This is a genomic window from Microbacterium sp. zg.Y1084, from assembly GCF_024623595.1.
GTDB lineage: Bacteria > Actinomycetota > Actinomycetes > Actinomycetales > Microbacteriaceae > Microbacterium > Microbacterium wangruii.
Genome location: NZ_JANJGV010000006.1, coordinates 26,575 through 51,708 on the forward strand (window position 1 = coordinate 26,575; position 25,134 = coordinate 51,708).

General features: G+C 72.2%; 23 protein-coding genes. 7 read left to right on the plus strand and 16 right to left on the minus strand.

The genetic code is table 11. From position 1 onward, the window contains the following. Positions 1-619: 619 nt before the first annotated feature. From NQ165_RS09095 to NQ165_RS09105, 3 genes are all read left to right on the plus strand, one after another. Positions 620-1,648 (plus strand): phosphotransferase family protein, encoded by a 1,029-nt coding sequence (locus NQ165_RS09095; protein WP_257532803.1) that lies wholly within the window; start codon positions 620-622, stop codon positions 1,646-1,648. Further along, complete coding sequence (locus NQ165_RS09100; RefSeq protein WP_257532805.1) at positions 1,648-2,874, plus strand: acyl-CoA dehydrogenase family protein; 1,227 nt, start codon at positions 1,648-1,650, stop codon at positions 2,872-2,874. Before NQ165_RS09095 ends, NQ165_RS09100 begins: the two co-directional genes overlap by 1 nt. Before the next feature lie 80 nt (positions 2,875-2,954). Then, a complete protein-coding gene (locus NQ165_RS09105) occupies positions 2,955-4,595 on the plus strand; it encodes an AMP-binding protein (protein ID WP_257532807.1) in 1,641 nt (546 codons plus the stop codon). 307 nt (positions 4,596-4,902) lie between these two features. On the opposite strand, the gene NQ165_RS09110 is transcribed toward NQ165_RS09105, so the two are convergent. From NQ165_RS09110 to NQ165_RS09180, 15 genes are all read right to left on the minus strand, one after another. Next, entirely contained in the window at positions 4,903-6,216 is a 1,314-nt protein-coding gene (locus NQ165_RS09110) for an ABC transporter substrate-binding protein (protein ID WP_257532809.1), read from the minus strand. 4 nt (positions 6,217-6,220) lie between these two features. After that, entirely contained in the window at positions 6,221-7,534 is a 1,314-nt protein-coding gene (locus NQ165_RS09115; protein ID WP_257532811.1) for a branched-chain amino acid ABC transporter permease, read from the minus strand. Continuing rightward, the gene (locus NQ165_RS09120) at positions 7,531-8,409 is read right to left on the minus strand and encodes a branched-chain amino acid ABC transporter permease (protein WP_257532813.1); all 879 of its coding nucleotides are present in this window, start codon (positions 8,407-8,409) and stop codon (positions 7,531-7,533) included. Before NQ165_RS09120 ends, NQ165_RS09115 begins: the two co-directional genes overlap by 4 nt. Beyond that, positions 8,409-9,125, minus strand: a complete 717-nt coding sequence (locus tag NQ165_RS09125) for an ABC transporter ATP-binding protein (protein ID WP_257532815.1) — start codon at positions 9,123-9,125, stop codon at positions 8,409-8,411. The genes NQ165_RS09120 and NQ165_RS09125 overlap by 1 nt, the downstream gene beginning before the upstream one ends. Beyond that, on the minus strand, positions 9,122-9,856 hold the full coding sequence (locus NQ165_RS09130) for an ABC transporter ATP-binding protein (RefSeq protein ID WP_257532817.1): 735 nt from the start codon (positions 9,854-9,856) through the stop codon (positions 9,122-9,124). Before NQ165_RS09130 ends, NQ165_RS09125 begins: the two co-directional genes overlap by 4 nt. Before the next feature lie 106 nt (positions 9,857-9,962). Further along, positions 9,963-10,718 carry an SDR family NAD(P)-dependent oxidoreductase gene (locus tag NQ165_RS09135; RefSeq protein ID WP_257532819.1) on the minus strand — a complete coding sequence of 252 codons (756 nt, stop codon included), beginning with the start codon at positions 10,716-10,718 and terminating at the stop codon, positions 9,963-9,965. After that, on the minus strand, positions 10,715-11,695 hold the full coding sequence (locus tag NQ165_RS09140; protein ID WP_257532820.1) for an NADPH:quinone oxidoreductase family protein: 981 nt from the start codon (positions 11,693-11,695) through the stop codon (positions 10,715-10,717). The genes NQ165_RS09135 and NQ165_RS09140 overlap by 4 nt, the downstream gene beginning before the upstream one ends. Before the next feature lie 3 nt (positions 11,696-11,698). Further along, entirely contained in the window at positions 11,699-12,283 is a 585-nt protein-coding gene (locus NQ165_RS09145) for a TetR/AcrR family transcriptional regulator (RefSeq protein WP_257532822.1), read from the minus strand. A 12-nt stretch (positions 12,284-12,295) separates the two neighbouring features. Continuing rightward, positions 12,296-13,033, minus strand: coding sequence for an SDR family oxidoreductase (locus tag NQ165_RS09150; RefSeq protein ID WP_257532824.1), 738 nt, complete (start codon positions 13,031-13,033; stop codon positions 12,296-12,298). Between the two features lie 325 nt (positions 13,034-13,358). Next, the gene (locus NQ165_RS09155; RefSeq protein WP_257532825.1) at positions 13,359-13,949 is read right to left on the minus strand and encodes a hypothetical protein; all 591 of its coding nucleotides are present in this window, start codon (positions 13,947-13,949) and stop codon (positions 13,359-13,361) included. Beyond that, positions 13,946-14,512 carry a hypothetical protein gene (locus NQ165_RS09160; protein ID WP_257532827.1) on the minus strand — a complete coding sequence of 189 codons (567 nt, stop codon included), beginning with the start codon at positions 14,510-14,512 and terminating at the stop codon, positions 13,946-13,948. Before NQ165_RS09160 ends, NQ165_RS09155 begins: the two co-directional genes overlap by 4 nt. Beyond that, positions 14,509-15,075, minus strand: coding sequence for a hypothetical protein (locus NQ165_RS09165; RefSeq protein WP_257532829.1), 567 nt, complete (start codon positions 15,073-15,075; stop codon positions 14,509-14,511). The genes NQ165_RS09160 and NQ165_RS09165 overlap by 4 nt, the downstream gene beginning before the upstream one ends. Next, the gene (locus tag NQ165_RS09170) at positions 15,075-16,454 is read right to left on the minus strand and encodes a hypothetical protein (protein ID WP_257532831.1); all 1,380 of its coding nucleotides are present in this window, start codon (positions 16,452-16,454) and stop codon (positions 15,075-15,077) included. Before NQ165_RS09170 ends, NQ165_RS09165 begins: the two co-directional genes overlap by 1 nt. A 1-nt stretch (position 16,455) precedes the next feature. After that, positions 16,456-16,746 carry a hypothetical protein gene (locus NQ165_RS09175; RefSeq protein WP_257532833.1) on the minus strand — a complete coding sequence of 97 codons (291 nt, stop codon included), beginning with the start codon at positions 16,744-16,746 and terminating at the stop codon, positions 16,456-16,458. An 86-nt stretch (positions 16,747-16,832) separates the two neighbouring features. Continuing rightward, positions 16,833-17,426 (minus strand): hypothetical protein, encoded by a 594-nt coding sequence (locus tag NQ165_RS09180; protein WP_257532835.1) that lies wholly within the window; start codon positions 17,424-17,426, stop codon positions 16,833-16,835. Positions 17,427-17,547: 121 nt separating this feature from the next. Here NQ165_RS09180 and NQ165_RS09185 point away from each other — a divergent pair, with 121 nt between their 5' ends. The 3 genes from NQ165_RS09185 to NQ165_RS09195 all read left to right on the plus strand — a co-directional run bounded on the left by NQ165_RS09185 (position 17,548) and on the right by NQ165_RS09195 (position 21,107). Next, positions 17,548-18,759 (plus strand): glycosyltransferase, encoded by a 1,212-nt coding sequence (locus tag NQ165_RS09185; protein ID WP_257532839.1) that lies wholly within the window; start codon positions 17,548-17,550, stop codon positions 18,757-18,759. A 26-nt stretch (positions 18,760-18,785) separates the two neighbouring features. Continuing rightward, entirely contained in the window at positions 18,786-19,913 is a 1,128-nt protein-coding gene (locus NQ165_RS09190) for a glycosyltransferase (RefSeq protein WP_257533138.1), read from the plus strand. Positions 19,914-20,132: 219 nt separating this feature from the next. Continuing rightward, on the plus strand, positions 20,133-21,107 hold the full coding sequence (locus tag NQ165_RS09195) for a GlxA family transcriptional regulator (RefSeq protein ID WP_257532840.1): 975 nt from the start codon (positions 20,133-20,135) through the stop codon (positions 21,105-21,107). A gap of 51 nt (positions 21,108-21,158) precedes the next feature. On the opposite strand, the gene NQ165_RS09200 is transcribed toward NQ165_RS09195, so the two are convergent. Next, positions 21,159-22,751, minus strand: a complete 1,593-nt coding sequence (locus NQ165_RS09200; RefSeq protein ID WP_257532842.1) for an alpha/beta hydrolase — start codon at positions 22,749-22,751, stop codon at positions 21,159-21,161. 121 nt (positions 22,752-22,872) lie between these two features. Between NQ165_RS09200 and NQ165_RS09205 the strand changes: the two genes are divergently transcribed. Beyond that, positions 22,873-25,083, plus strand: coding sequence for an ATP-dependent Clp protease ATP-binding subunit (locus NQ165_RS09205; protein WP_257532844.1), 2,211 nt, complete (start codon positions 22,873-22,875; stop codon positions 25,081-25,083). The last annotated feature ends 51 nt before the right edge of the window (positions 25,084-25,134 follow it).

The window sequence follows — 25,134 nt, forward strand, 5'->3', positions numbered from 1 at the left end:
GAACCGCGGCCCCGCGGCGTGTGGGTGGCGATACGCGACCCGAACCGTGTCCCACCGTGCTCGGGAACCGATACGCGCGCCGACCGGGCCCACGCCGGGTTTGGGAACCGATTCGCGCCCCGAACGGTGTCCCGCCGTGCTTCGGGGGCCGATACGCGACCCGAACCGGGCCGACGCGGGGTTGGGGACCGATACGCGACCCGAACCGGGCCGACGCGGGGTTCGGGGACCGATATCCGACCCAAGCCGGACAGGGGTGGGGTGGGGCCGGGATCGGTGGTCTGGGGACCGACACGCGACCCGCGCCGTGACCGCGCCGGGGTTGGGAACCGATACGCGACCCGAACGGGGGTCTGGCCGGGGTTCGGGGACCGATACGCGACCCAAGCCGGACAGGGGTGGGGTGGGGCCGGGATCGGTGGTTCGGGGACCGATACGCGACCCAAACCGGGGTTCGGCGGGGTTCGGGGGCCGATACGCGACCCGAACGGGGCGGGGCGTCGGGGCCGGGGGTCCCGGGCGGCGGGCGGCGGGTCGCCAGCGCGGCGGGGTTTGGTCACAAACCGACCAGGCGGTATGCTCGCAGGGCGGCGCGACGCGGCGCGGGGAGGGGTCGACGATGACCGATGTGCCGGGGCTCGACGTGCGGGCGCTCACGGAGTGGCTCGCCACCGCGCACCCCGACCTCGCGGACGGCGACCTCACCGCCACCGTCATCGCCGGCGGTCGCAGCAACCTCACCTACTCGGTCGACGGCGCCCGGCGCCCGCTCGTGCTGCGGCGCCCGCCGCTGGGGCACGTGCTCGCCAGCGCCCACGACATGCGACGTGAGCACCGGGTCATCTCGGCGCTGGCATCCACCCCGGTGCCCGTCCCCGTCGCCGTCGACGTGGTCGACGACACCGGCGGAGCGATCACCGGCACCACCTTCTTCCTCATGGAGCGCGCCCCCGGCCGGGTGCTGGCGCGCCCTGCGCACAACGCCGGATACGACCCCGCGGGCCTGGCGCGCCTGAGCGTCGACCTCGTGCGGACCCTCGCCGATCTGCACGGTGTGGACCCGGCATCCGTGGGCCTCGCGGACTTCGGCCGCCCCGACGGTTACCTCTCGCGGCAGATGTCCACGTGGAAGCGGCAGCTCGATGCGTCGCGTTCGCGGGACACCCCGACGCTCGACACCCTGCAGGAGCGACTGGGTGGGGGGATGCCGTCGAGCCGGCGCTCCGGCATCGTGCACGGCGACTTCCGGCTCGACAACGCCCTCGTCGACGGGGCCGGGCCGCGCCTGTCGGCCGTGCTCGACTGGGAGATGGCGACGCTGGGCGACCCGCTCGTCGATCTCGGGATCTTCGCGCTGTACTGGGACATCGCCGCCCTCCCCGCCGCGTTCGGGGGTGCGATCCCGAGCGCGGTCGACCCGGCCGCCGGCTACCCCCGCTTCGACGAACTGGCCGAGGCGTACGCCAGGCATGCGGGGACAGATCTGCCCGACCTCGGCTGGTACCGCGCGTTCGCGGCGTACAAGCTCGCCGTGATCCTCGAGGGCATCCACTACCGCTTCCGCGCCGGCGACACCGTCGGCGAGGGATTCGAGGGGATGGGTGCCCTGGTGGAACCCCTCGCCCACCAAGGACTGGAGGCGCTCTGATGCACTTCGCCCACGACGACACGACTCGGCAGCTGGCAGAACGGGCGCGGGCGTTCGTCGACGAGCACGTGATGCCCGCCGAGCCGGTGCTGCAGGAGCAGCTGGATGCCACCCCCGGCGAGTGGGGGTTTCGGCCGATCGTGTCGGAGCTGCGGGAGCGTGCCCGTGCGGCGGGGCTGTGGAACCTGTTCCTGCCGGGTGAGCACGGGGCGGGCCTGACGAACCTGCAGTACGCGCCGATCGCCGAGATCACGGGGTGGAGCCCGCGGCTCGCGCCGGTCGCGTTCAACTGCGCCGCCCCCGACACCGGCAACATGGAGGTGCTGCACGACTTCGGCACGCCCGCCCAGCAGGAGAAGTGGCTCGAGCCGCTGCTCGACGCCCGCATCCGCTCGGCGTTCTGCATGACCGAGCCGGACGTCGCCTCGAGCGACGCGACCAACATCGGCACGCGCATCCGCCGCGACGGCGACTCCTACGTCGTGACGGGGCGCAAGTGGTGGTCGACGGGGGCGATGAGCCCGGATGCCGCGATCTTCATCGTGATGGGCAAGACCGATCCCGACGCCGAGCGGCATCGCCAGCAGTCGATGATCCTCGTGCCGCGGGACGCCCCCGGCGTGCGGGTCGTGCGGCCACTGACGGTGTTCGGCTACGACGACCGCGACCACGGCGGACACGCCGAGGTCGTCTTCGACGACGTGCGGGTGCCGGCGGAGAATCTGCTCGCCGGGGAGGGCGACGGATTCGCGATCGCGCAGGCGCGGCTCGGCCCCGGTCGCATCCACCACTGCATGCGGGCGCTCGGAATGGGGGAGCGGGCGCTGGCGCTGATGACCGACCGCGCCAACGAGCGCATCGCGTTCGGTCGCACCATCGGGGAGCAGGGGGTGATCCGCGAATGGATCGCCGAGGCGCGGATCGAGCTCGAGGCGCTGCGGCTGCTCGTGCTCAAGACCGCCTGGCTCATGGACACCGTCGGCAACCGCCGGGCGATGACCGAGATCCAGGCGATCAAGATCGCCGTGCCGCGCGCGGTGCAGCGGATCCTCGACCGCGCGATCCAGGTGTTCGGTGCGGCCGGTGTGTCGCAGGACACCCCGCTGGCCGAGCTGTTCGCGGGGGTCCGGACCCTCCGGATCGCCGACGGCCCCGACGAAGTGCATCTGAACAGCCTCGGCCGCGCGCAGTTGCGCTCGCGAGTGAGTATTCGCGCTGCCGAGTGAGTATTCGTTCCCGCGAGTGAGTATTCGCATCGCCGAGTGAGTATTCGGCAGAAGTTCCGTTCAACGACGAAAGGACCATCGTGACCCACCGAAATGACCCCGCCATCGACGACCCCGGCTTCGCGACGCTGTCAGTCGCGAGCATCCTCGCCGAATCCGCACAGCGCCACGCCGAGCGCCCCGCGCTGGTGTTCGCCGGAGCCACCACGACCTACGGCGAGCTGTGGGACGAGGTGCGCGCGTACGCGGGCGCGCTGCGCGCCCGCGGCATCGGCCCAGGGGACCGCGTGGCGATGATCGTGCCGAACGTGCCCGACTTCGCCCGCGTCTACTACGCCGCGCTCGCGCTCGGCGCGGTCGTCGTGCCCGTGCACCTGCTGTTCAAGGCGGAGGAGATCGCGTACGTGCTGCGCGATGCCGAGGCCGACATCTTCGTCGTCGCCGCTCCGCTGCTGGGTGAGGCGATGCCGGCGGCTGCGGCCACCGGCATCCCCGTCGTCACCGTGCTGCTGCCGGCCGGAATGCCCGCGCCCGTCGGGGACCTTCCCCGGCTGGAGCAGGAAGCCGCCGCCGCCGAGCCCATCGCCCGGCACGCCGGCACCCGGCCGTCCGACCCCGCGACGATCCTCTACACCAGCGGCACCACCGGCACGCCGAAGGGCGCCGTGGGGTCGCACCTGGCTCTCGTCGAGCAGGTGCACTGCACCCTCATCGACTCGTTCAACCTGCACTCCGGTGACATCGTCTTCGGCGGCCTGCCGCTGTTCCACACCTTCGGGCAGACCGCGGTGATGAACATGGCGTTCCGGGTGGGCGCTGCGATCATCCTGCTGCCGCGGTTCGACGCCGACGAGGCGCTGGCGCTGATGGTGACGCACGGCGCGACCGTGTTCACCGCGGTGCCGACGATGTACGTCGGGATGCTGGAGGCGGCCCGCCGCAGCGATGTCCGGCCGCCGCTGCGTTACGCGGTCTCGGGGGGCGCGGCCCTGCCCGTCGCCGTGCTCGAGGCGTTCCGCGACACGTTCGGCGCGGACGTGCACGAGGGGTACGGCCTGACCGAGACGGCACCGATCGTGTCGTCGAACTCGCTGGTCGAGCCGATCCGGCCCGGCACCGTCGGGCGTCCCCTCTGGGGCGTCGACGTGGCGATCGCCGACCCCGACGTGGACGAGCGGATCACGCTGCTCACCGACCCGGAGGCGCTCGGAGAGGTGGTGGTGCGCGGGCACAACCTGTTCAAGGGATACCTCGGACGCCCCGAGGCGACGGAAGCCGCGATCGTCGACGGCTGGTTCCGCACCGGTGACCTCGGGCGTCTCATCGATGGTGTGCTCACGATCGTGGACCGCAAGAAGGACATGATCGTGCGCAGCGGCTACAACGTGTACCCGACCGAGGTCGAGGCCGTGATCGCGCGTCATCCGGGCGTCGCCGTCGCCGCGGTGTTCGGCGTGGCCGACGACCTGCGCGGGCAGGAGGTGCACGTGGCGGTCGTCCCGCACGACGGGCACAGCGTGGATGCCGATGAGCTGATCGCCTTCACCCGGGAGCGCATCGCGGCGTACAAGTACCCGCGGGTCGTGCACCTGGTCGCGGAACTGCCCCTCGGTGGAAGCGGCAAGGTGCTCAAGCGGGAGCTGGTGGCGCGATACTCGCCGGTGCCGAGCGCCACTGCCGCCGCCGTGGTCCCCGACGCCGGGGTGCGCCCCATCGCCTGACCGAACCTGCTGGACGACGCCGCGCCGGGGATCCCCTGGCGCGGCGTTGCGCTGCCGGGTGCGGACCGCGGGCATGGCGGGTGCGGACGATGGGAATGCCGGGTGCGGACCACGGGCATCGATGGCGAGGACGCACCCCACCCCGCCGCGGGAGACGCGCGCCGCCCCGGGGTCGAGGCCCAGGCCTCCGCGCCAGACGCACCCCACGACTTGCGGTAGCCGCACATCACCCCGCGCCAGACGCACCACACCCCCTGACGGAGCCCGCAGGCCCGTCAGGGGGTGTTGTGCGTTGACGCGCTCGGCGTCAGTTGCCGGGGACGCCGGCGCCGGTCAGCGGCACCGCCTGGCGCTCCACGGCCGAGACGCTGCCGTCACGCACTTCGTAGGTCGCGTCGAGGTAGTCCTGCACGCCCTGGTCGACCGTCGTGATGCCGACCCCCAGGTACGCCGCGTGGCTGTCGGGCCCGAAGGCGAGCGGCAGGATGCCGTTGCCCACGAGGTCGCCGGACTGCACCGCCGCCACGAGGCTCTCTCGCGTCGGGTTCTCGCCCGCTGCCGCCAGTGCCTCGGCGAACACGTACGCCACGCTCATGCCGAAGATCGTGTTGCCGTCGAACGGGGCGTCGCCGTTGTACTCGGTGTTGATCTCGCGGAAGAGCTCCACCCACTCGTCGTCGGCCATCGGCAGGTAGTTGGTGCCGGTGAAGCCCTGCAGGAGCTTCGGCGCCATGTCCTCGCCCAGGTAGCCCACGAGCGTCGGGTAGTCCGCACCCGACGACGAGGCGAACCACTGCGGGAACCAGCCCAGCTGGGCGGCGGTGCCCACCGCGAGCGCGGTGAAGCCGTTGATCGTCGCGAGGGTCACGATGTCGCAGCCGGCGCCCTGCAGCGCACCGATCTGGGCGGTGACGTCCTGGTTCGACACCGAATACCGCTGCACCTCGGTGATCCCGTCGGCGCCGAGGGCCAGCTCGAGGCCCTCGAGGAACTCGTCGCCGAAGTCGTCGTCCTGACCGAGCATGCACACCGCGGCGTCGGGGAACTCGTCGGCTGCGTACTGGCCCAGCGCGGCGCCTTCCACGACGTAGTCGGCGTTGAATCCGAACGTGTTCGGGTAGGTGTCGGGCTGGTTCCAGGCGGTGGATCCCGACGCCACGAACAGGTCGGGCACCGAGTTCTGGTCGAGGAAGTCCAGCACCGACTGGTGCGTCGCCGTGCCCAGGCCGTTGAGGATCGCGAAGACCTCGTCCTGCTGCACGAGCTCGCGCACGACCGTCTGCGAGTTGGCCGGGTTGTACCCGTCGTCCTTCACGATGTACTCGATCGTGCGGCCGTTCACCCCGCCCTGGTCGTTGAGGTAGTCGAAGTACGCGTTCGAGGCGGCGCTGATCGAGGAGTACCCCGCCGCGGCGGGCCCGGTCAGCGGCGTGTGCGTGCCGATGGTCACCGTCGTGTCGGTCACGCCGGTGCTGTTCCCCTCGGTGGCGTCGTCGTCGTCGGCGGCCCCCGGAGCGGCGGGAGTGCTGCAGGCCGCGAGGCTCACAGCGAGGGCGGATGCCGCGATCAGACCGCCCGTGCGACGGGCGGCAGAGCGCAGCGTCGAGCTCTGTTGGGACATGGGATCACCTTTCAATCGGGATGGTGCGGGAAGGGTCGGTGGATGCCGGCGTGCCCGCCGGACGGGGGTGCGCGGCGGCGTCGGTCGGCTCCGTGGCGGCGGAGCGGGCGACGTCGGGGGTGGCATCGGCATCGGAGAGCGCGGCGCCGGTGCCGGCAGGGGCAGGGGCAGGGGCAGGGGCGGCACTCGCGGCGCCGGTGCCCGCAGCGGCCGGGCCGGCACCGGCGACCGCAGCCGCCGGGCCGGAACCGCCGGCCGCCGGGCGGCGACCGGCGGTTCCGCGTCGCCGCCACGAGGTCGCCAGGCCGGCGAGGCCCGTCGGCCGCAGCAGCATCACAGCGATGAGCAGCGCGCCGAACACCAGCAGCGACAGGTTGCCCGCGAGCCGCTGGGAGAGGTCGGCGGGAAGATCCAGCGCGGCGGTGCCCGCGTTCAGCGCCCACGGCAGCACGACGATGACGGCCGAGCCCAGTGCGGCGCCCCCGAGGCTCCCGAGGCCCCCCACGACCGCGGCGACCACCAGCAGCAGCGAGAAGGCGAGCGTGTACGCGCCGGGGCCGACCGACTGCGTGACGAAGCAGAGCACCGCGCCGCCGGCGCCGGCCCCCGCGGCGCTGACGGTGAAGGCGGTGACCTTCACACGCCGGGCGGGCACACCGTTCAGGCGCGCGGCGGTCTCGTCGTCGCGCACGGCCCGCATGCGCAGCCCGAGCGGACCGCGGCGCAGCAGCGCCAGCGCGGTGACGACGACGGATGCCACGATGATCGCGACCCACGCCTGCCACTGCTCGAGGGCGATCAGCCGCTCCAGCGCGGGCGGCACCGGGTTGTAGGCGGTCTGCAATCCCTGGTCGCCTCGGAAGACGCCGGACCACACGCTCGTGATGGCGGGCACCGCGACGACCAGGGCGAGGGTGAGCCCGGCCAGGTAGGGGCCGCGCAGCCGTGCGGCGGCGAGCCCGAGCAGCAGTCCCAGCAGCGTCGCCGTCAGCACCCCGGCCGCCAGTGAGGCGACGAAGCGCGGCACGCCGTCGATCCCGGCATCCGTCAGCGCGTTCGAGGTGAGGGCGTACCCGTATCCTCCGGCGATCATGAGGGCGGCGTGCCCGAGCGACAGCTGGCCGCTCAGGCCGATGAGCAGCGTGAGTCCGGCGACGGCGCAGAGGTACGCCGCGGCGGTGGCGAGCTGGAAGTTGCGGAAGGGATCCAGCAGGAACGTCGCGCCGATCGCCAGCACGGTGAGCAGCACCGCGAGCACGAGCACGCGGGGCGTGCCGGTCAGGCCGGGGAGGAGACGGGGGCGGGTGGGGACGTTCATGCGGTACGCGCCTCTCGCAGCGAGAACACTCCGCCGGGTTTGACCAGCAGCACCGTCACCAGCAGCACCAGGACGGCGATGGGGGCGACGGTGGAGCCGAGGTACCCGGTGACCAGGCTCATCACGACGCCGACCGTGAGCCCGCCGAGCAGGGCGCCGACCGGCGAGTCGAGACCGCCCACGACGGCGACGGTGAAGGCGTAGACGAAGAGCATGTCGGTGGAGTGCGGGTTGAGGCCCAGTTCGGTCGGGATCAGCAGCATCGCGGCGAGGGCCGCGACGGCCGCCGAGAGCATCCAGCCGATCGTGACCATGCGGTCCACGCGCACCCCCAGCAGCCGCGAGACCTCGGGGGCGAACGCGGACGCTCGCAGCTGCAGCCCGAGGGAGGTGCGGGTGAACAGCAGGGCCAGCACCCCCATGACGCCGAGGGCGGTGACCAGGACGAACAGGTCGTACGGCGACAGCAGTGGCACGCCGCCGACGAAGATCGGGGACTGGTCGAAGGGTGCCGCCATCGGCCGGTACTGCGCGCCGAACAGGATGCCGAGCAGCGACTGCAGCACCATCACGAGCCCGATGGCCACGATGATGCCGGCCAGCGGGGAGTGGTGCGGCGCATGCCGCATGAGCCCGCGCTCCACGACGAACCCCATGGCCGCGCCGCCGAGGATGCCTGCGGCCAGCCCCGCCGGGTACGACCCGGTGAGGGCCGTGACCGCGAACGCCAGGTAGGTGGCCACGAGCGCCATGGCGCCCTGGGCGAAGTTGATGATGCGCGCCGCGCGCCAGATGAGCACGAGCGACAGGGCGAACAGCGCGAAGATCGCGCCGCGGGCGAGGCCGGTGGCCAGGAGGAAGGCGAGGCGTTCCATCAGAATCCCAGGTAGGCGTGGCGCAGGGCGGCGTCGTCGGCGAGGGCGGATGCTGCGGCATCCGCCACGACGTGACCGAGGTCGAGCACGACCCCTCGATCGGCGATCGACAGGGCGCTGGTGATGTTCTGCTCGGCCAGCAGCACGGTCATGCCGTCGCGGGCCGCCGCATCGCGCAGGGTCGCCATGAGGTGCGCCACCACGAGGGGCGCGAGTCCGAGCGACGGCTCGTCGAGGGTCAGCACCTGGGGGCGGGACACCAGGGCCCGCCCGAGCGCGAGCATCTGCCGCTCTCCGCCGGAGAGCTGGTGCCCGTCGGCCGAGCGGCGGCGCGCGAGGGGCTCGAACAGGTCGTACACCTCGGCGACGGCCGCCTCGCGGGCGCGCCCGCGGTGACGCCAGAGGGCGCCCAGCCGCAGGTTCTCATCGACGGTGAGCTCCGCCACGACGCTGCGCCCCTCGGGCACCTGGGCGATGCCGCGACGGGCGCGCTGCTCCGGGCTCAGCCGGCCGAGATCCACCCCGTCCAGGCGGATGCCGCCGGCGGTGGGGTGCACGAAGCCGGCGAGGGTGCGCAGCAGCGTCGTCTTGCCTGCGCCGTTCGCGCCGAGGAGCGCGACCATCTCGCCCGGCGCGAGGGAGAACGTCACCTCGTGCAGCACCGGCTCCCCGCCGTAGCCGACGGTGAGGCCGTGGAAGGACAGCGCGCCGCTCATGCCGTCGCCTTGATGCCGAGGTACGCCTCTTCGACGGCGGGGTCGTTGCGCACGTCGTCGGGGGCGCCGCGTGCGATGACGCGCCCGAAGTCGAGCACGACCACCTGGTCGGCCACCGACATCACGAAATCGACGTGATGCTCCACCAGCAGCACGGCGCAGCCGGCGTCGGCGACGGCGCGCACCGTGTGGCCGAGGGCGTCGATGTCGTCGTGGCCGAGGCCGCCGGCGGGTTCGTCCAGCAGCAGCAGGCGCGGCTCGGTCACGAGGGCGCGGGCGAGGGCGACGCGCTTGCGCAGCGGATAGGGGAGGGCGGCCACGGGGCGATCGGCGACCGTGGTGAGGTCGTGGGCGGCCAGCTGCGCGGCGACGCGCGTCGCGGCATCCCGATGGTCGCGGCTGCCGCTCACCGGCACGGCGACGTTCTCACGCACCGTGGCGCCGTCGAAGAGTCCGAGGCCCTGCAGGGTGCGGGCGACGCCGCGGCCGGTCAGGTCCGATGTGCGGGCGGGGGCCGGGCGACCGTCGATCGCGATGCGCCCGCGGCTGCGGACGAGACCGCAGACGGCGTTGAAGACCGTGGTCTTGCCGGCGCCGTTGGGTCCGATCAGCGCGACCACCTGGCCGGCTGCGACGTCGAACGAGACGTCGTCGAGGGCGGTGAGGCCGCCGAAGGTGACGCTCAGGCCACTCACGGTCAGCCGCGGATCGGGTTCGGCAACGGTAGTCATCGGCACCTCTTCGTGTCGGGTGGCCCCACTGTAGCGCATAAACCGACCAGACGGTATGTTGCGTTCGGATGCCCCGCGCGGGGACCTCCGGCCCGGGGCGCGGGGGCTATTTGTGGGGGATGCCGGCGACCATGCCGCCGTCCACGATGAACTCCGCGCCGCTGGTGAAGCGCGATGCGTCGGAGGCGAGGAAGACGATCGTGCCGGCGACGTCGTCGGGAGTGCCGGCGCGCCCCAGGGGGATGTCGATGCGCGCGGGGTCGATGCGGCTGGTCATATCGGTGAGGATGAGGCCCGGGTGCACCGAGTTGACGCGGATGCCCCGGGGCCCGAGCTCGACGGCGAGGGACTTGGTCAGTCCGCGCACCCCGAACTTCGCCGCGGTGTAGCCGTGCAGTCCGGGGCTGCCGCGCAGGCCCTCGACCGACGAGATGTTCACGATCGACCCGCCGCCCGCGGCGGCCATCACCGGAACGACCGCCCGGCAGCCGAGGAAGGTGCCGGTGAGGTTGACGGCGATGACGGCGTCCCACTTCGCCGTGGAGTAGTGCTCGATGGGGGCGGCGTTGGCGATGCCGGCGTTGTTGACCAGCACGTCGAGCCCGCCGAAGCGGTCGACGGTGGTGGCCACGGCGGCATCCCACGCCTGTTCGTCGGTCACGTCCAGGGGCGCGAACACCGCGCGCGGCCCCAGCTCACGGGCGAGCGCCTCGCCCTCGTCGCGCAGGACGTCGGCGATGACGACGGAGCCGCCGGCGTCGTGCAGCGCGCGTACGTAGGCGGCGCCGAGTCCTCGGCCCCCGCCGGTGACGAGGGTGGTGCGCCCGGTCAGGTCGAACGGGGACGCCGCAGGGATCGTCACCGGGCGACCTCGATCACGACCCGACCCGTGGTGCGGCCGTCGGCCAGCTTGCGGATCGCCTCGGGCGCGCGCTCGAAGGGCACCACCTCGTCGACGACGGGGCGTATCTCCCCCGACGCGGCCAGCCGCGACAGCTCGGCGTGCGCTTCGGCGACGAGGTCGGGCCGGGTCTGGGAGTACAGCGCCCAGTACAGCCCCAGCACCGCGAAGTTCTTCACCAGCGCCACATTGGTCTTGAGCGTCGGGATCTCGCCGCTGGCGAACCCGATGACGACGATGCGGCCCTCGAAGGCGACGCACCGGACGGATGCCTCGAACGCCGGGCCCCCCACCGGGTCGAAGACGACGTCGGCGCCGTGGCCGGCGGTGATCTCCTTCACCCGTGCCGGGATGTCATCGACCCCACGCACCAGCACCGCCTCCGCGCCGAGCTCGCGCACCAGCGGCGCCTTCGCGTCGCTGCCGACCACGGCGATGACGCGGGCGCCCGCGGCGACGGCCAGCTGCACGGTCGCCGCCCCCACGCCTCCGGCGGCGGCGTGCACGAGCACCCACTCGCCCTCCTGCAGGCGGGCGCGGCGATGCAGGGCGAACCACGCGGTCTGGTACGCGATCATGAGGCCCGAGGCGGCGATGTCGTCGAGGGCATCGGGCGTCGGGTGCACGTCCGATGCCGGCACCACGGCGAGCTCGCTCAGCACCCCGATCGATGCGCCGACGACGCGCTGGCCGACCTGCAGTCCGGTCACGTCGGGTCCCACGGCGACGATCCTTCCGGCGAACTCGATGCCCGGGATGAAAGGCAGCTCAGGGCGCACCTGGTACTGCCCGCGCGACAGCAGCACGTCGGGGAAGTTGGCCGCGACAGCCGCCACTCGCACCAGCACCTCACCGGCACCGGGAGTCGGGTCATCGACCTCGACCAGTTCGAGGACGTCCTCGGGCTCTCCGTTTCGGGTGACGTGCCAAGCGCGCATGGGCTACTCCTTCGTGGTCCTGATGCTGGTGAGGAAGAGATCGGTCAGTTGCTCGGCGACCTGCGTGGCGGATTCCGGCCCCGAGGGGGAGTACCAGTGCGAGAGGTAATGCACGTCGCTGAAGAAGTGGGCGATGAGCACGGGCACGGGGATGTCGGTGCGGAACAGGCCTTCCGCGCGCCCCTGCTCGATGAGCGCGGCGACCTCGTCGTGGTACGCGCGCCGACGGCGGGTGACCTCCTGCTGCCGGGGAGCGGAAAGCATGTGCGCGCTGCGGAAGAACACCGTGCCCTCGGGCAGGAAGGCGATGGAGGTCTCGATCACGTCCACGCACACGGCCCGCAGCACCTCGTCGGCGGTGCCGCCGCGGGCGACGATCTCGTCGAGCCGGCCCTTCTGGAGGGTCAGCAGCCGGTCGTAGATGCCGAACAGCAGGTCGTCCTTGGACTCGAAGTAGTGGTACATCGCGCCCTTGGTGACGCCGGCCGCCTCGACGATCTGCTGCACGCTGGTGTTGGCGTAGCCCCGCTGGGCGAAGAGGTCGACGGCGGCGCGGGTGACGGCATCGGCGACGTTGGTCTGCTTCATGCGTTCATCCTCTCAACCGATGGCGCGTACCGACGCGCCCCCGTCGATGAGCAGGGTCTGCCCGGTCACCCAGGCGGCATCCGACGACAGCAGGAAGGCCACCGGGCCGGCCACGTCGTCGGGCTCGCCCAGCCGCCGCAGCGGGTAGGCCGCGGCCGCCTGATCCTCGCGTCCCTCGTAGAGCGCCTGCGCGAAGCGGGTCTTGACCACCGCCGGGGCGACGGCGTTGACCCGCAGGCCGGGTGCGACCTCGTCGGCCAGCTGCATGGTGAGGTTGATCAGCGCGGCCTTGGACACCCCGTAGAACGCGATGCCGGGGCTCGCGGCGACGCCCGCGACCGAGGCGATGTTGACGACCGCCGTCGACAGGCCCGCCGCCACCGCATCGCGCGTCCATTCCAGGGCGCCGATGACGTTGACCTCGAGGATCTTGCGGGCCGCAGCGGCGTCGACGCCGAGCATGGGGCCGTACACGGGGTTGATCCCGGTGTTGTTGACCAGGTGGTCCAGGCGCCCGTGGGTCTTGGCGATGTGGGCGAAGACCGCGGCGCGGTGGGCGGGATCGTCGGCATGACCGGTGACGGACGTGGCGTTCGGGCCGAGCGCCGCCACCGCTTCGGCGAGGGCGTCGGAGTGCCGGCCGGTGATGACGACCGAGCCGCCCTCGGCTACGAGCCGTCGAGCGATGGCGAACCCGATGCCGCGGCTTGCGCCGGTGATGAGCGATACGGTGCCCTCGAACCTCTGCATGGCGCCTCCTCGCGCGACACACCGGCCGCATACCGCCCGGTCGGTATGACCCTAGCATGCGGCCACAGGGCGGCGTGACGCCGGATTCCACCCGCTGTCGCGCCGCGGGCGCGCGGTTCGGGGCGCGTATCGGTTCCCGATCCCGGGGGTGTGGGGGTTCGGGGCGCGTATCGGTCCCCGATCCCGGGGGTGTGGGGGTTCGGGGCGCGTATCGGTCCCCGATCCCGGGGGTGTGGGGGTTCGGGGCGCGTATCCGTCCCCAATCCCGGGGCGACGGGCCGCCGACGGGCCGGCGGCGGGCCGCCGGCGCCGGGTCGGCGCGGTGTCAGACTGCGGCCGGCGCCGGTGCGATCGTGTCGACGAGCTGCTCGATCTCGGGGAGGACCGCCGCGATCATCGCCGGCTCGCTGTGGCTGACGGTGACGACCACGTCCGCCTCGGCCGAGCGGAAGACCCAGAAGACCATCGCCAGCAGTTCGTCCTGCGGCGGGCCGAGGCTCTCTGCGGTGGTGTGGGGCACGCGCAGCACCCGCTCGACGCGCGTGCCGGGTCCGAGTCCCGCCGCGACGATGTCGACCACGAGGGGCTCGCGCGCGTCGGCGGCGGTGCCGTCCGACCCGGTGAGGTCGTGCAGCGTCGCGGACGGGTCCGGTGGCAGGTCGAACACGTCGACCGACACCAGCAGCGTGCGCGGATCGACCAGCCACGCGAACCGGTGCGCGCCGGCCTGGTTGTTGGCGCGCAGCCCGCGCAGGTAGTCGCCGAGCCAGCCGGTCTCGGCGTCGGTCCAGCTGGCGCGCCCGAAGGCGCCGGCGATGGTGTCGACCCAGGCGTCCTCGTCGGGGTAGACGTGCCACGGGAAGGCTCCCGGCACGTACAGCCAGCGCTCCCGGTCCCAGTCGATGAGCAGCGTCATGCCGGCGCCTCCGTGGTCGCGGGTGGGTCGTCGTCCCACCGCACGGTGGCCACGATGGCGTCGCACAGCCCGGTGAGAGCGTCGACGATGGGCTGAAGCTCGGGTTCGTCGTCGCCGACGATCGAGAAGGATGCCGCGAGCAGCATCCCGGCGGCATCCGGCACGCGCCACACGTACTCCACGCGCCGCAGCGCCTGGTCGGGTCGCTCGAGCTGCACCCGCCACGCGTCACCGGCCGCGGTCTCGACGACCTCGCCGGCGAGTCCGGCGTCGTCGTCGCGCCCGACGGCGATGGCGATGGAGGTCGACACCGGCGCCTGCCACGGCGTGCCCAGTGGCAGCAGGATGTCGATGACGTCGAGCCGGCGCGCCTGCCGGGCGCCGTCGACGACGGCATCGGCGAGGCGCCCGATGTAGGGGCCGGCGCTGTCACGCGGGAGGTGCGCGTACTGGTCGGTGATGAGCCGACGCAGCTCGTCGTCGGAGCAGTCGCGCACCGGCAGCAGCAGCCAGCCCGGAGGCAGCACGACGCGGTAGGAGACCCCGGCCGCGGCGGCGGTCACTGCGGCACCTCCGCCAGCGGCGGACGCCGGGCGTCCAGCGGTTCGGGGCGCACCCGGTCTCCCGCCGCATCGAGGTAGAGCCGCCACGAGCGCGGCAGCGCCCCCAGCGCGGCGAGCACGACGCGCACGAGCACGAGGGCGGCCAGGCCTGCCAGGGCCGGGAACACGGCGAGCGATGCCGCGCCCGCGACGCCGGGTGCGTCGAAGAAGCCCAGCACGCGCGGCGCGGTCGCGAGGATCGCGATCAGTGCGAAGCCCAGCTGCATGCCGCGGCCGAAGATCCCGGGGCGGGTGAGCGGCACGGGGAAGGTGACGAGGATCCAGGCGGCGAGGCAGAACACCGGCCCCCACGTCAGCCAGAGCTGCGGGTCGAAGGCGGGGAACGCCCCGTCGGGGGCGAAGCCGTTGTGCGCGGGCTGCTCGCCGGTGGTCGCTCCGACGATCAGCGCGGCCACCGTGAGCACGAGGAACGGCACCAGGTCGCACACGATCACCGCCCCGGCCGTCAGCAGGGCCAGCGGCTTGGACAGCCGCTCGATGCGGTCGCGTCGCTCGGGCGTCATCAGCGCACGCCCGGCTGCCAGTTCGTCCTGGCCGGTGCGGTGAAGGACTCCTTCGCCGATGACCAGCCCGAGGCGACGTCATCGAGGTGGGGCACCGATTCCAGGGCCGAGGCGGGGAGGCTCTCGAGGGTGGTGAGACCGAGGCTGGTGAGGTCCAGACCCGTTCCGAGCGTCGCCGCGCCGCGGTGGACCCCTACGGCCGCCTGCCCCATCCCCTCGACGAAGGAGGCGCGCAGTCCGTTCGCGCCCAGCTGCGCCTGCGGCATGATCGTGCGGAACTGCTCGACCTGGCGTCCGGAGAGCTCCAGCCACTCCCGCGTGAACCGCTGCGGGATCGTCGCCTGCGGCATCCGCGTCATCAGCTGCTGGCCGGCCGGCAGCAGCCGCTGGAACTCGTCGCCGACGGCCGCGATCGCGCTGCGGCGCGTGGAGATCGGGTGCACGATGCGCTGGAACAGTGACGTCGCCTGGCGGTTGTGCGTGAGGCCGCGCAGCACCTGCGTGCCGCGCAGCGCGAACCCGACGCCCTTGGCCGCGACGGCGCCGACGCCGAAGGTGAGCACGCCGAGCATGTCGAGCCCGAAGGACAGCCACGAACCCTCGCCGGCGAAAGCCAAGCCGAAGCTGAGCAGGGCGGTCGCCGCAGCCAGCCCCAGAGCGATCGGCGCGAGCACCGGGAAGAAGATGCTCAGGATGCCGACGATCGCGGTGATCGTGCCGAGGATGTTCTTCACCGCCGAGAGCCACCCGGCGTTGGCGCTGACCCAGTCCTTCACCGCTCCCGAGACCTTGTCCCACAGCGAGTCCTTGACCCGGTCGCCGTTGACCGCCTGGGCGATCGCCTCCGCGGCGAGGTTGCCCGCCTCGCGGACGTTCGCCACCGCCGCGGCGTGCAGGATGCCGGCATCGCGCAGGTCGCCGCGCGCCATCATGAGGTGCTGCGAGACACCCGAGGCGAAGCGGGCGGCGTCGGTGCGCTCGGCCGGGTCCACCGTGGAGGTGACGGCGTCGCGCGCTTCGGCGAGCCGGTACTCGAGGCGCCGCTCGGCGACGCGGGCCTCATCGCGGGCCTCCATCGCCTGCAGCGCCTGCCGCTGCGCGGTGGCCAGCACCTCCGCGTATGCCAGCAGCTGGGAACCGGCCACCTCGTAGCGGCCGTGCAGGCTGCGCAGGCGCTCCTTCGTGTCGCCCACCGAATCGGCGAGCGCCTCGAGGGCGTCGCTCTGCTGCGAGCCGGCCTGCGCCATCACCTGTTCGAGCTGCGCAGTGGCGTCGACGATCGCGTCGGCCATGCGCTGGTACTTCTCGGCCTTGCGGCGCACCCGGTCGGGGTCGCCTTGGATCGGGCCGATCTGGTCGGCGGGTGTGACGTCGGGCATCTCAGCCTTCCCCTTCCACGGCGTCGCCGAGCTGCTCGTCGACGTCGCGGAACGCGTCGGCGACCGTCTTCGCCTTCTGTCGAAGCACGTCGACGTCGTCCATCAGTTCCGCGCGCCGGCGGTCCCAGCCGTCTCCGAACTGCTGCACCGCGCCGGCCAGCCTGTCGTGCCCGAGGGCGTCGGCGAGGGCGTCGGAGTCGCGGTCGACGCGGTCGAGGATGCCATGGATGCGCCGGAGGTTCCTCGCGAGATCGGTGACCGTCTCGGTGTCGATGCGGAGGGTGCTGGCCATAGCGACAGCATAGGAGGGGCCCCGGCGGGCTGCCGATGGGGAGGACTCCCCACCTGCTGCCGCGGCAGCAGGTGACCTGGAGCGGGTCAGCTCGGGTCGAGGCGCAGCACGCCCGGGTCGCCGCCGACCGTGAGGTCATCGACGATCCGCAGGCTGCGAGCGAGGTCGTCCACCGCATCGATCACCGTGCCGAAGCGCTCGCGGTCGCCGCCGACGGCCGAGAGGGTCACGAGATGGGTGCCGGTGTCCCACGTGTACGAGGCGAACGGCGGGCTCGCCCCGTCGGGCGGGAGCGCCATGACGAGCTTCTCGCCGGCCCCGAGTGCGGGAGTGCGGAATGGCTCGGTGTCGTCGTACTCCATCGGCATCATCGCCCGGGCGGTGCGCAGCTGCGGCGTCGCCTCCTGGATCTGCGCCATGGCCACCAGCAGTCGCGGGTCGTCTTTCCACACCCACACCAGCACGCGACCGTCGGCCTTGCGCATGAGCAGCGGTGCCGCCTGGCTCATCGCCCACGCGGCGAAGCGCCCGCCGGGGCGCGCCTGGGCGCCCACCGCGGCGCCGGCCTGCTGCATCAGCATGCCGATCGCCGCCTTGCGGTGACGTCGGCCGCGCCATCCGAGTGAGCCCGTCACGGGCACCCAGCGAACGGGGTCGGCGTCGGCGTGCAGTCGGGACATGCCCCCAGCGTAGGCGGCGTCACGGGGCGTGATCTTGGGGGGCGCCCGGGTTGCTCGGGTAGAGTGGGGCCGCCGCCGTCAGACCCGGGCGGCGCGACGCAGAGATAGGCAGCCACCCTCCGTGACTTCCCCCGCGACCCCCGAACCCGCGAAACCCGCCGTTCGTCGACCGCTGACCATCCTGATCGGATGCGACACCTTCGCCCCCGACGTCAATGGAGCAGCGCGCTTCGCCGAGCGCCTCGCCGCCGGCCTCGCCGCCCGTGGCCACGACGTGCATGTGGTGGCCCCCGGCCGCAAGTACAAGCGCGTCCCTGCCGCCACCGAGGTGATCGAGGGCGTGCCCCTCACGGTGCACCGCCTCCCGTCGGTGCGCTGGCCTCCGCACGACTGGCTGCGCTTCGTGTGGCCGTGGCGCTCCAAGCACTACGCGCGCAAGGTGCTGAGCGAGGTGCGTCCCGACGTGGTGCACATCCAGTCGCACATCGTCATCGGCCGCGGTCTCGCCCGCATCGCCACCCAGCGCGGCATCCCGGTCATCGCCACGAACCACGTCATGGCCGAGAACATCCTCGATTTCACGACGCTGCCGCCGCTGCTGGACAAGGTCATGCTGAAGGCCGCGTGGGACGACGCCGCCCGCACGTTCGCGCTGGCCCGCGCGGTCACGACCCCGACCCGTCGCGCGGCCGACTTCCTCGAGTCGACCATCGACGTCTCCGGCGTCATCCCGATCAGCTGCGGCATCGACGCGTCGAACTACACCCCGCACCTGGCGCCCCGGGAGAACAACCGCATCCTGTTCGTCGGCCGCCTCACCAGCGAGAAGCACCTCGACACGCTGCTGCACGCGGTCACCAAGCTCGACCCCGCCCTGGACGTGACCGTCGACATCGTGGGCGGCGGCGACCAGCGCAAGGCGCTGGACGCGCTCACCGCGCAGCTGGGCCTCACCGACCGCGTGCGCTTCCATGGCCGGGTCGACGAGGACGAGCTGCGGTCGCTGTACACGCGTGCCAGCGTCTTCGCGATGCCGTCGATCGCCGAGCTGCAGTCCATCGCGACGATGGAGGCGATGGCGTCGGGTCTTCCCGTCGTCGCCGCCGATGCGCTCGCGCTGCCGCACCTCGTGCAGGACGGCGTCAACGGCTGGCTGTTCCGTCCGCGCGACGCCGACGACCTCGCGCTCAAGCTCACGCGCGTGCTCACCGCCGGGCCCGAGGAGCACCTCGCCATGCAGAAGGCGTCGCTGAAGGGCGTCGAGATCCACGACATCGCCCGCACGCTCGACACCTTCGAGGCGCTGTACCGGGGCGAGCCGGTCGAACCGTGAGCATGCCGGAGGCCGCCGCCAGCGGCATCCGCCTGTTCTTCGACGCCCGCTACATCCGCACCGACTTCCACGACGGCATCAGCCGGTACTCGGCCGAACTGGCCGCGGCCGTGCACGCCGCCGCGCCCGCCCGCGCGGTGGAGCCGACCTTCCTCATCCACGATCCCGCGCAGCGCGCGCTGCTGCCCGATGGGGCGCAGACGCTGCTGATGCACGGGCCGACGTCGTGGCGGGAGCCGTTCGCAGCGCGCCACCTCAACCGGTTCGCCCCCGACGTGGTCTTCTCCCCGATGCAGACGCTCGGCTCGGCGGGGCGCCGGTTCCGGCTCATCCTCACCCTGCACGACACGATCTACTACCGGCACCGCACGCCCCCGCGCGACCTTCCCGCCCCGGTGCGGGTGGGGTGGCGGCTGTTCCACCTCAGCTACGTGCCGCAGCGGCTCACGCTCGACGCAGCCGACGTCGTCGCCACCGTCAGCGAGACCAGCAGGCGCCAGTTCGCCGCCGTGCGCCTGACGAAGCGGCCGGTCGTGGTGATCCCCAACGCCCCGCAGCGGCTGGCGGAGCTGCTGCCCGGCGGTCAGGGCGACGTGCGCACCGACGGTCCCGTCCGCAACATCGTCTACATGGGCTCGTTCATGCCCTACAAGAACGTCGAGACCCTCGTGCGGGCGATGCGGCTGCTGCCCGGTCGCACCCTGCATCTGCTCTCGCGGATCAGCCCCGCGCGCCGCGCGGAGCTGGAGGCGCTCGCGGGCGAGGGCTCCGTCGTGTTCCACGGCGGAGTGACGGATGCCGCCTACGCCGCGGCCCTGGCCGATCACGCCGTGCTCGCCTCGACGAGCCTCGACGAAGGCTATGGGCTCCCGCTGGCCGAGGCCCTCGCGCTGGGTGTGCCGGCGGTCGTGACCGACATGGAGATCTTCCACGAGGTCGCCGGCGACGGCGCGATCTACGTCGACCCGCGAGACGAGCGCGCGGTCGCCGACGCGGTGAGCGCGCTCGACGACGTCGAGACGCGAGACGCCGTGATCGCGGCGGGGACCGCGCACATCGCACGGTTCACCTGGCAACGCTCGGCCGGCATCCTGCTCGACACCGCGGCCGGGCTCGCGGCGCGCGGCCCGCGTCGCCGCGGGCGCCGGCGCTGACACCCCGTCGATCGTGGCGTTGCGCGCGGACTCAGGGGAGACGGGTGGGGTCGGTGGGCACGCGGCGGTAGCCGTCGCGCCGAAGCTCGACGGCCGTCGCGACCAGCGCAGCGGCCGCGAGGGCGGTGATGATCAGAAGAGCGAGCATGGCTGGAAAGCTACGCCCGTGGGAAAACTGCCACTAGTGGCAGGGCGGCCATCACCCGTAGCATGACTGCCATGAAGACGGTCGCGTGCATCGTGCAGCCGGGGTTCGCCCCCTTCGAGTTCGGAGTGGCCTGCGAGGCCTTCGGGTTGGACCGCAGCGATGACGGCATCCCGAACTTCGACTTCCGCATCGTCGCGGCCGAGCCCGGGGCGATTCCGTCGAAGATGGGGTTCTCGATCAACGTCGAGCACGACCTGGCCTTCGCGGACGAGGCCGATCTCGTCGTGGTGTCGCCGGTGCCGCGCGAGTGGTGGGGGCGCGGTGATGCGCGCGTGCTCGACGTCGTGCGGCGCGCCGTCGCACGCAAGGCCTGGGTGCTGAGCGTCTGCAGCGGATCCTTCGTGCTCGCCGAGGCGGGCGTGCTGGACGGCCGGCGCGCGACGACGCACTGGATGTACGCCGACGAGATGGCCCGCCGGTTCCCCCGCATCGAGGTCGACCCCGACGTGCTCTACGTGCAGGACGGCCGGATCATCACCAGCGCCGGCACCGCCGCGGGTCTCGACGCCTGTCTGCACCTGCTGCGTCAGGAGCTCGGCGCCGAGATGACCAACACGATCGCGCGACGCATGGTGGTGCCACCGCAGCGCGACGGCGGTCAGGCGCAGTTCATCTCCCGGCCGCTGCCGATGGCGGCCAGCGACTCCCTCGCGCCGGTGAGCGACTGGATGGTGGCGAACCTGCGCGAGGACCTCACCGTCGAGCAGCTCGCCGCCCGCGCCCACATGTCCCCCCGCACCTTCGCCCGCCGGTTCAAGGCCGACTTCGGCGCGACGCCGGCCGCGTGGCTGGGGCGCCAGCGGCTGATCCACGCGCAGCGGCTGCTGGAGCAGACCGACTTCGGGCTGGACCGCATCGCGACCGAGTCGGGATTCGGGTCCGCGGCGGTGCTGCGGCAGAACTTCGCGCGCACCCTCGGCATGACCCCGAGCGCCTACCGCTCGCGTTTCAGCTGCGCACGCGACGCCGACGTCTCGGCAGCCTGAGCCGGTCGTGGCCCCGCAGTCCGCCGAGCGCGCCGCGTCTCGGCGGGCGGATCACAAGGTGCACCTGGCGTCTGCCTGGGGCACCCTGAGATCGATCAGGTAGTCGGCGACAGCCTGGTCGACGCACGGGCTGATGCCCTGCAGCGCGATCGTGTGCCGTTCGCCTTCGACGGTCAACAGCGCAGATCCGAGCGACTCGGCGAGGCTGACGCCACCCTCGTACGGAGTGCTGGGGTCGCCGGTGATGGAGATGACGAGCGTGTCCGGCAGCCCTGTGATGTCCTGCGCGTACGGTAACCCGAGGGTGGGAGCGGCGGGCCAGCCCTCGCATGCGTGACGGGTGCTGCCGATGACATCCTCGCCCGAGTCCAGCCAGGGGCTGATCGCGACGGCCTGAGCGCGTAGCTTCTCCTCCGCCGCGGGCGTCCGACGTTCCTCGTCCATGCAGTTGATCGCGAGGTTCGCGTCGAGGAACGTCGACCAGGTGCCGTCGCCGCCTCGACCGGTGTAGAGGTCGTTGAGCGCGAGGAGCTGGTCTGCGCGACCCTCGTGCTTCAGTTGCGCGATGCCCGCGATCGCCGCATCCCAGCTCTCCTCCGCATACAGACTGCCGCCGACGCCGCCGATGACCTGATCGAAGGTGGCCGTGCGGCCTTCTCCGGCCGGAACGGGCTCATTCACCAGGGGCTGCACCAGCTCCTGGAACATCCTCGTGGCCTGGTCCGGGTCGGAGCCGAGCGGACACTCGACGCTCTGCGCGCAGTAGGCGGCGACCTGCTCGAAGGAGCGCTGGAACCCGGAGAAGGTCGCCAGCCTCTGGCCTTCGCCATCCGCACGCGGGTCGACCGCCCCGTCGAGCACCAGGGCGCGGACCCTGTCCGGGAACTGCTCGGCGTAGACCGCCCCCAGCCGGGTCCCGTAGCTCATGCCGAAGAAGGTCAGCTTTTCGTCGCCGAGGACGGCGCGCAGCACGTCGAGATCGCGGGCGGCGTCACGGGTGCCCACCGCGGCGAGCACGTCCTCCCCACCGGATGCGTGCGCGCACTTGTCGACGAGGGCGGCCGTGTCCTCCTGCGTCCATGCGCCCGACGCGCCGACCAGGGTGGTCTTGGCCGCGCCGGCATCGCGTTCCGCGTCGGTGAAGCACCGGATCGACGGAGTCGACGCGCCGACGCCCCGGGGGTCGACCCCGATCAGATCGAATCGCTGCAGCACCGGAGACTCCGCGAGCCGGAGGCTGAGGGCGGCGGCGATGAGCATCCCCGATTCCCCGGGCCCGCCCGGGTTCATGACGAGCGAGCCGATGCGCTCATCGGGGTTCCCCTGTGCCGGAACGCGCAGCACGCCGATCTGCATGCGCTCCTCCGACGGGGAGGAGTAGTCCATCGGCACGGCGAGGTGAGCGCACTCGAGGCCTTCGGCCGCGAAGAACTGAGAGGCGGCCTCCGTCTGCGCGAACTCCGCACATCCGGTGAACTCGAGTTCCTGCGCGTAGAACTCGTCCAGCGCAGCCGAGGCGCTGGGGGCGGGGTCGGGAGAGGAAGGGGGCGCGCATGCGCTGAGCACCATCGCGATGATCCCCAGTGCTGCCAACGCGAACACGCGCCCTGACCGTCGTCGTGTCGTCTGATCTGTGTGTCTCATGCGGCCCATGCAAGGGGCTGTGCTCGGAACAGGGTCAAGCATCTCGACGCGGCGGGGTGCGAATGATAAACTTGAGTGACAACGGCTCAAGTTTTGAGCGCCCAGACTTCACAGGAGAACCATGAACGCACAACCCATGCCGGGGCAGGAGGAGCAGCAGAGCCCTCTCGAGCAGTTCGGCATCAACCTCACCGACCGCGCCCGGCAGGGCAAGCTCGACCCCGTGATCGGCCGCGACAGCGAGATCCGTCGCATCAGCCAGGTGCTCACGCGACGCACGAAGAACAACCCCGTGCTCATCGGCGAGCCCGGCGTGGGCAAGACCGCCGTGGTCGAAGGGCTCGCGCAGCGCATCGTCGCCGGCGATGTCGCCGATTCGCTGAAGGGCAAGGAGCTGGTCGCCCTCGACATCTCCGCACTCGTCGCAGGCGCCATGTACCGCGGCCAGTTCGAAGAGCGGCTGAAGAGCGTGCTGAAGGAGATCACCGAGTCCGAGGGTCGCATCATCACGTTCATCGACGAACTGCACGTGCTGATGGGCGCGGGCGGCGGGGAGGGATCCGTCGCGGCATCCAACATGCTCAAGCCCATGCTCGCCCGCGGCGAGCTGCGCATGATCGGCGCCACCACGCTCAACGAGTACCGCGAGTTCATCGAGAAGGATGCCGCTCTCGAGCGCCGCTTCCAGCAGGTGTACGTGGGGGAGCCGAGCGTGGAGGACACCATCGCGATCCTCCGCGGTCTCAAGGAGCGCTACGAGGCCCACCACAAGGTGGCCATCGCCGACGCGGCGCTGGTGGCCGCCGCATCCCTGTCGAACCGCTACATCCCCTCGCGTCAGCTGCCCGACAAGGCCATCGACCTCATCGACGAGGCCGCGTCGCGCCTGCGCATGGAGATCGACTCCGCCCCGCTGGAGATCGACGAGCTGCGTCGCCACGTCGACCGGCTGGCGCTGGAGGAGCTGGCGCTGAAGAAGGAGAAGGATGCCGCGTCGAAGGAGCGGCTCGCCGCCCTGCGCGAGAACCTCGCCGCGGAGCGGGAGAAGCTCGCCGAGCTGCAGGCCCGCTGGGAGCGCGAGCGCGCCTCGCTCAACCGGGTCGGCGACCTGAAGACCCAGCTCGACGCGGCCCGCGTCGAGGCCGAGCGTGCGCAGCGCGAAGGCAACCTCGAGCGCGCATCGCGGCTGCTGTACGCCGAGATCCCCGCCCTCGAGCGGCAGGTGATGGAGGCCGAGCGCGCCGAAGGCGCCGACGGTGAGCGCATGGTGGGCGACCAGGTGACCGACGAGGACATCGCCGCCGTCATCTCCGCCTGGACCGGCATCCCGCTCGGTCGCCTGCTGCAGGGCGAGACCGAGAAGCTGTTGCACCTCGAGCGCGAGCTCGGCAAGCGCATCATCGGCCAGCGCGATGCGGTGAAGGCGGTGTCCGACGCGGTGCGGCGCTCTCGCGCCGGCATCAGCGACCCGAACCGGCCGACCGGATCGTTCCTGTTCCTCGGGCCCACCGGCGTGGGAAAGACCGAGCTCGCCAAGGCGCTGGCGGAGTTCCTCTTCGACGACGAGCACGCCATGGTGCGCATCGACATGTCCGAGTACGGCGAGAAGCACTCGGTGTCGCGGCTGGTCGGTGCCCCTCCCGGGTACATCGGCTACGAGCAGGGCGGCCAGCTGACCGAGGCGGTGCGCCGTCGGCCCTACTCGGTGGTGCTCCTGGACGAGGTGGAGAAGGCCCACCCCGAGGTGTTCGACGTGCTGCTGCAGGTCATGGACGACGGGCGCCTGACCGACGGCCAGGGTCGCACGGTGGACTTCAAGAACGTCATCCTGATCCTCACGTCGAACCTGGGGTCCCCGATCCTGATCGACCCGACGCTGTCGTTCGAAGAGAAGCGCGAGCAGGTGCTGGCGCTGGTGCGCCAGGCGTTCCGGCCCGAGTTCGTCAACCGGCTCGATGACGTCGTGGTGTTCCAGGCGCTCACCGAGGACGACCTGTCGCAGATCGTCGAGCTGTCCGTCGACGCTCTGCAGCGTCGGCTGAAGGATCGCCGACTCACGCTGGCCGTCACCCCCGACGCGCGGGCCTGGCTCGCCGAGCGCGGGTACGACCCGCTCTTCGGCGCCCGGCCGCTGCGCCGCCTCATCCAGTCGGAGATCCAGGACCGCCTCGCCATGGCGATCCTCGGCGGCGGAGTGCACGACGGCGATCTCGTGCGCGTCGACGTCGCGGCCGACGGGTCGTCGCTGGTGCTCACCAGCGCGGGCCCCGCCGACGCCCCGGCGGCCGGTGCCGACGACGACGTCGTCGAAGCCGAGCTGCTCGACGACTGACGCCCCGCCGGGTGCCGCCTCGCGCGGCACCCGGCATCGGCGTGAGAGCAT

Bases quoted from the DNA above. Each gene is read 5' to 3' on its own strand.
- NQ165_RS09095 (WP_257532803.1), top strand. From the start codon at position 620: ATGACCGATGTGCCGGGGCTCGACGTGCGGGCGCTCACGGAGTGGCTC.
- NQ165_RS09130 (WP_257532817.1), bottom strand. From the start codon at position 9,856: ATGACTACCGTTGCCGAACCCGATCCGCGGCTGACCGTGAGTGGCCTG.
- NQ165_RS09175 (WP_257532833.1), bottom strand. From the start codon at position 16,746: ATGGCCAGCACCCTCCGCATCGACACCGAGACGGTCACCGATCTCGCG.
- NQ165_RS09100 (WP_257532805.1), top strand. From the start codon at position 1,648: ATGCACTTCGCCCACGACGACACGACTCGGCAGCTGGCAGAACGGGCG.
- NQ165_RS09125 (WP_257532815.1), bottom strand. From the start codon at position 9,125: ATGAGCGGCGCGCTGTCCTTCCACGGCCTCACCGTCGGCTACGGCGGG.
- NQ165_RS09140 (WP_257532820.1), bottom strand. From the start codon at position 11,695: ATGCGCGCTTGGCACGTCACCCGAAACGGAGAGCCCGAGGACGTCCTC.
- NQ165_RS09145 (WP_257532822.1), bottom strand. From the start codon at position 12,283: ATGAAGCAGACCAACGTCGCCGATGCCGTCACCCGCGCCGCCGTCGAC.
- NQ165_RS09165 (WP_257532829.1), bottom strand. From the start codon at position 15,075: ATGACGCCCGAGCGACGCGACCGCATCGAGCGGCTGTCCAAGCCGCTG.
- NQ165_RS09170 (WP_257532831.1), bottom strand. From the start codon at position 16,454: ATGCCCGACGTCACACCCGCCGACCAGATCGGCCCGATCCAAGGCGAC.
- NQ165_RS09180 (WP_257532835.1), bottom strand. From the start codon at position 17,426: ATGTCCCGACTGCACGCCGACGCCGACCCCGTTCGCTGGGTGCCCGTG.
- NQ165_RS09110 (WP_257532809.1), bottom strand. From the start codon at position 6,216: ATGTCCCAACAGAGCTCGACGCTGCGCTCTGCCGCCCGTCGCACGGGC.
- NQ165_RS09115 (WP_257532811.1), bottom strand. From the start codon at position 7,534: ATGAACGTCCCCACCCGCCCCCGTCTCCTCCCCGGCCTGACCGGCACG.
- NQ165_RS09120 (WP_257532813.1), bottom strand. From the start codon at position 8,409: ATGGAACGCCTCGCCTTCCTCCTGGCCACCGGCCTCGCCCGCGGCGCG.
- NQ165_RS09195 (WP_257532840.1), top strand. From the start codon at position 20,133: ATGAAGACGGTCGCGTGCATCGTGCAGCCGGGGTTCGCCCCCTTCGAG.
- NQ165_RS09205 (WP_257532844.1), top strand. From the start codon at position 22,873: ATGAACGCACAACCCATGCCGGGGCAGGAGGAGCAGCAGAGCCCTCTC.
- NQ165_RS09150 (WP_257532824.1), bottom strand. From the start codon at position 13,033: ATGCAGAGGTTCGAGGGCACCGTATCGCTCATCACCGGCGCAAGCCGC.
- NQ165_RS09155 (WP_257532825.1), bottom strand. From the start codon at position 13,949: ATGACGCTGCTCATCGACTGGGACCGGGAGCGCTGGCTGTACGTGCCG.
- NQ165_RS09200 (WP_257532842.1), bottom strand. From the start codon at position 22,751: ATGAGACACACAGATCAGACGACACGACGACGGTCAGGGCGCGTGTTC.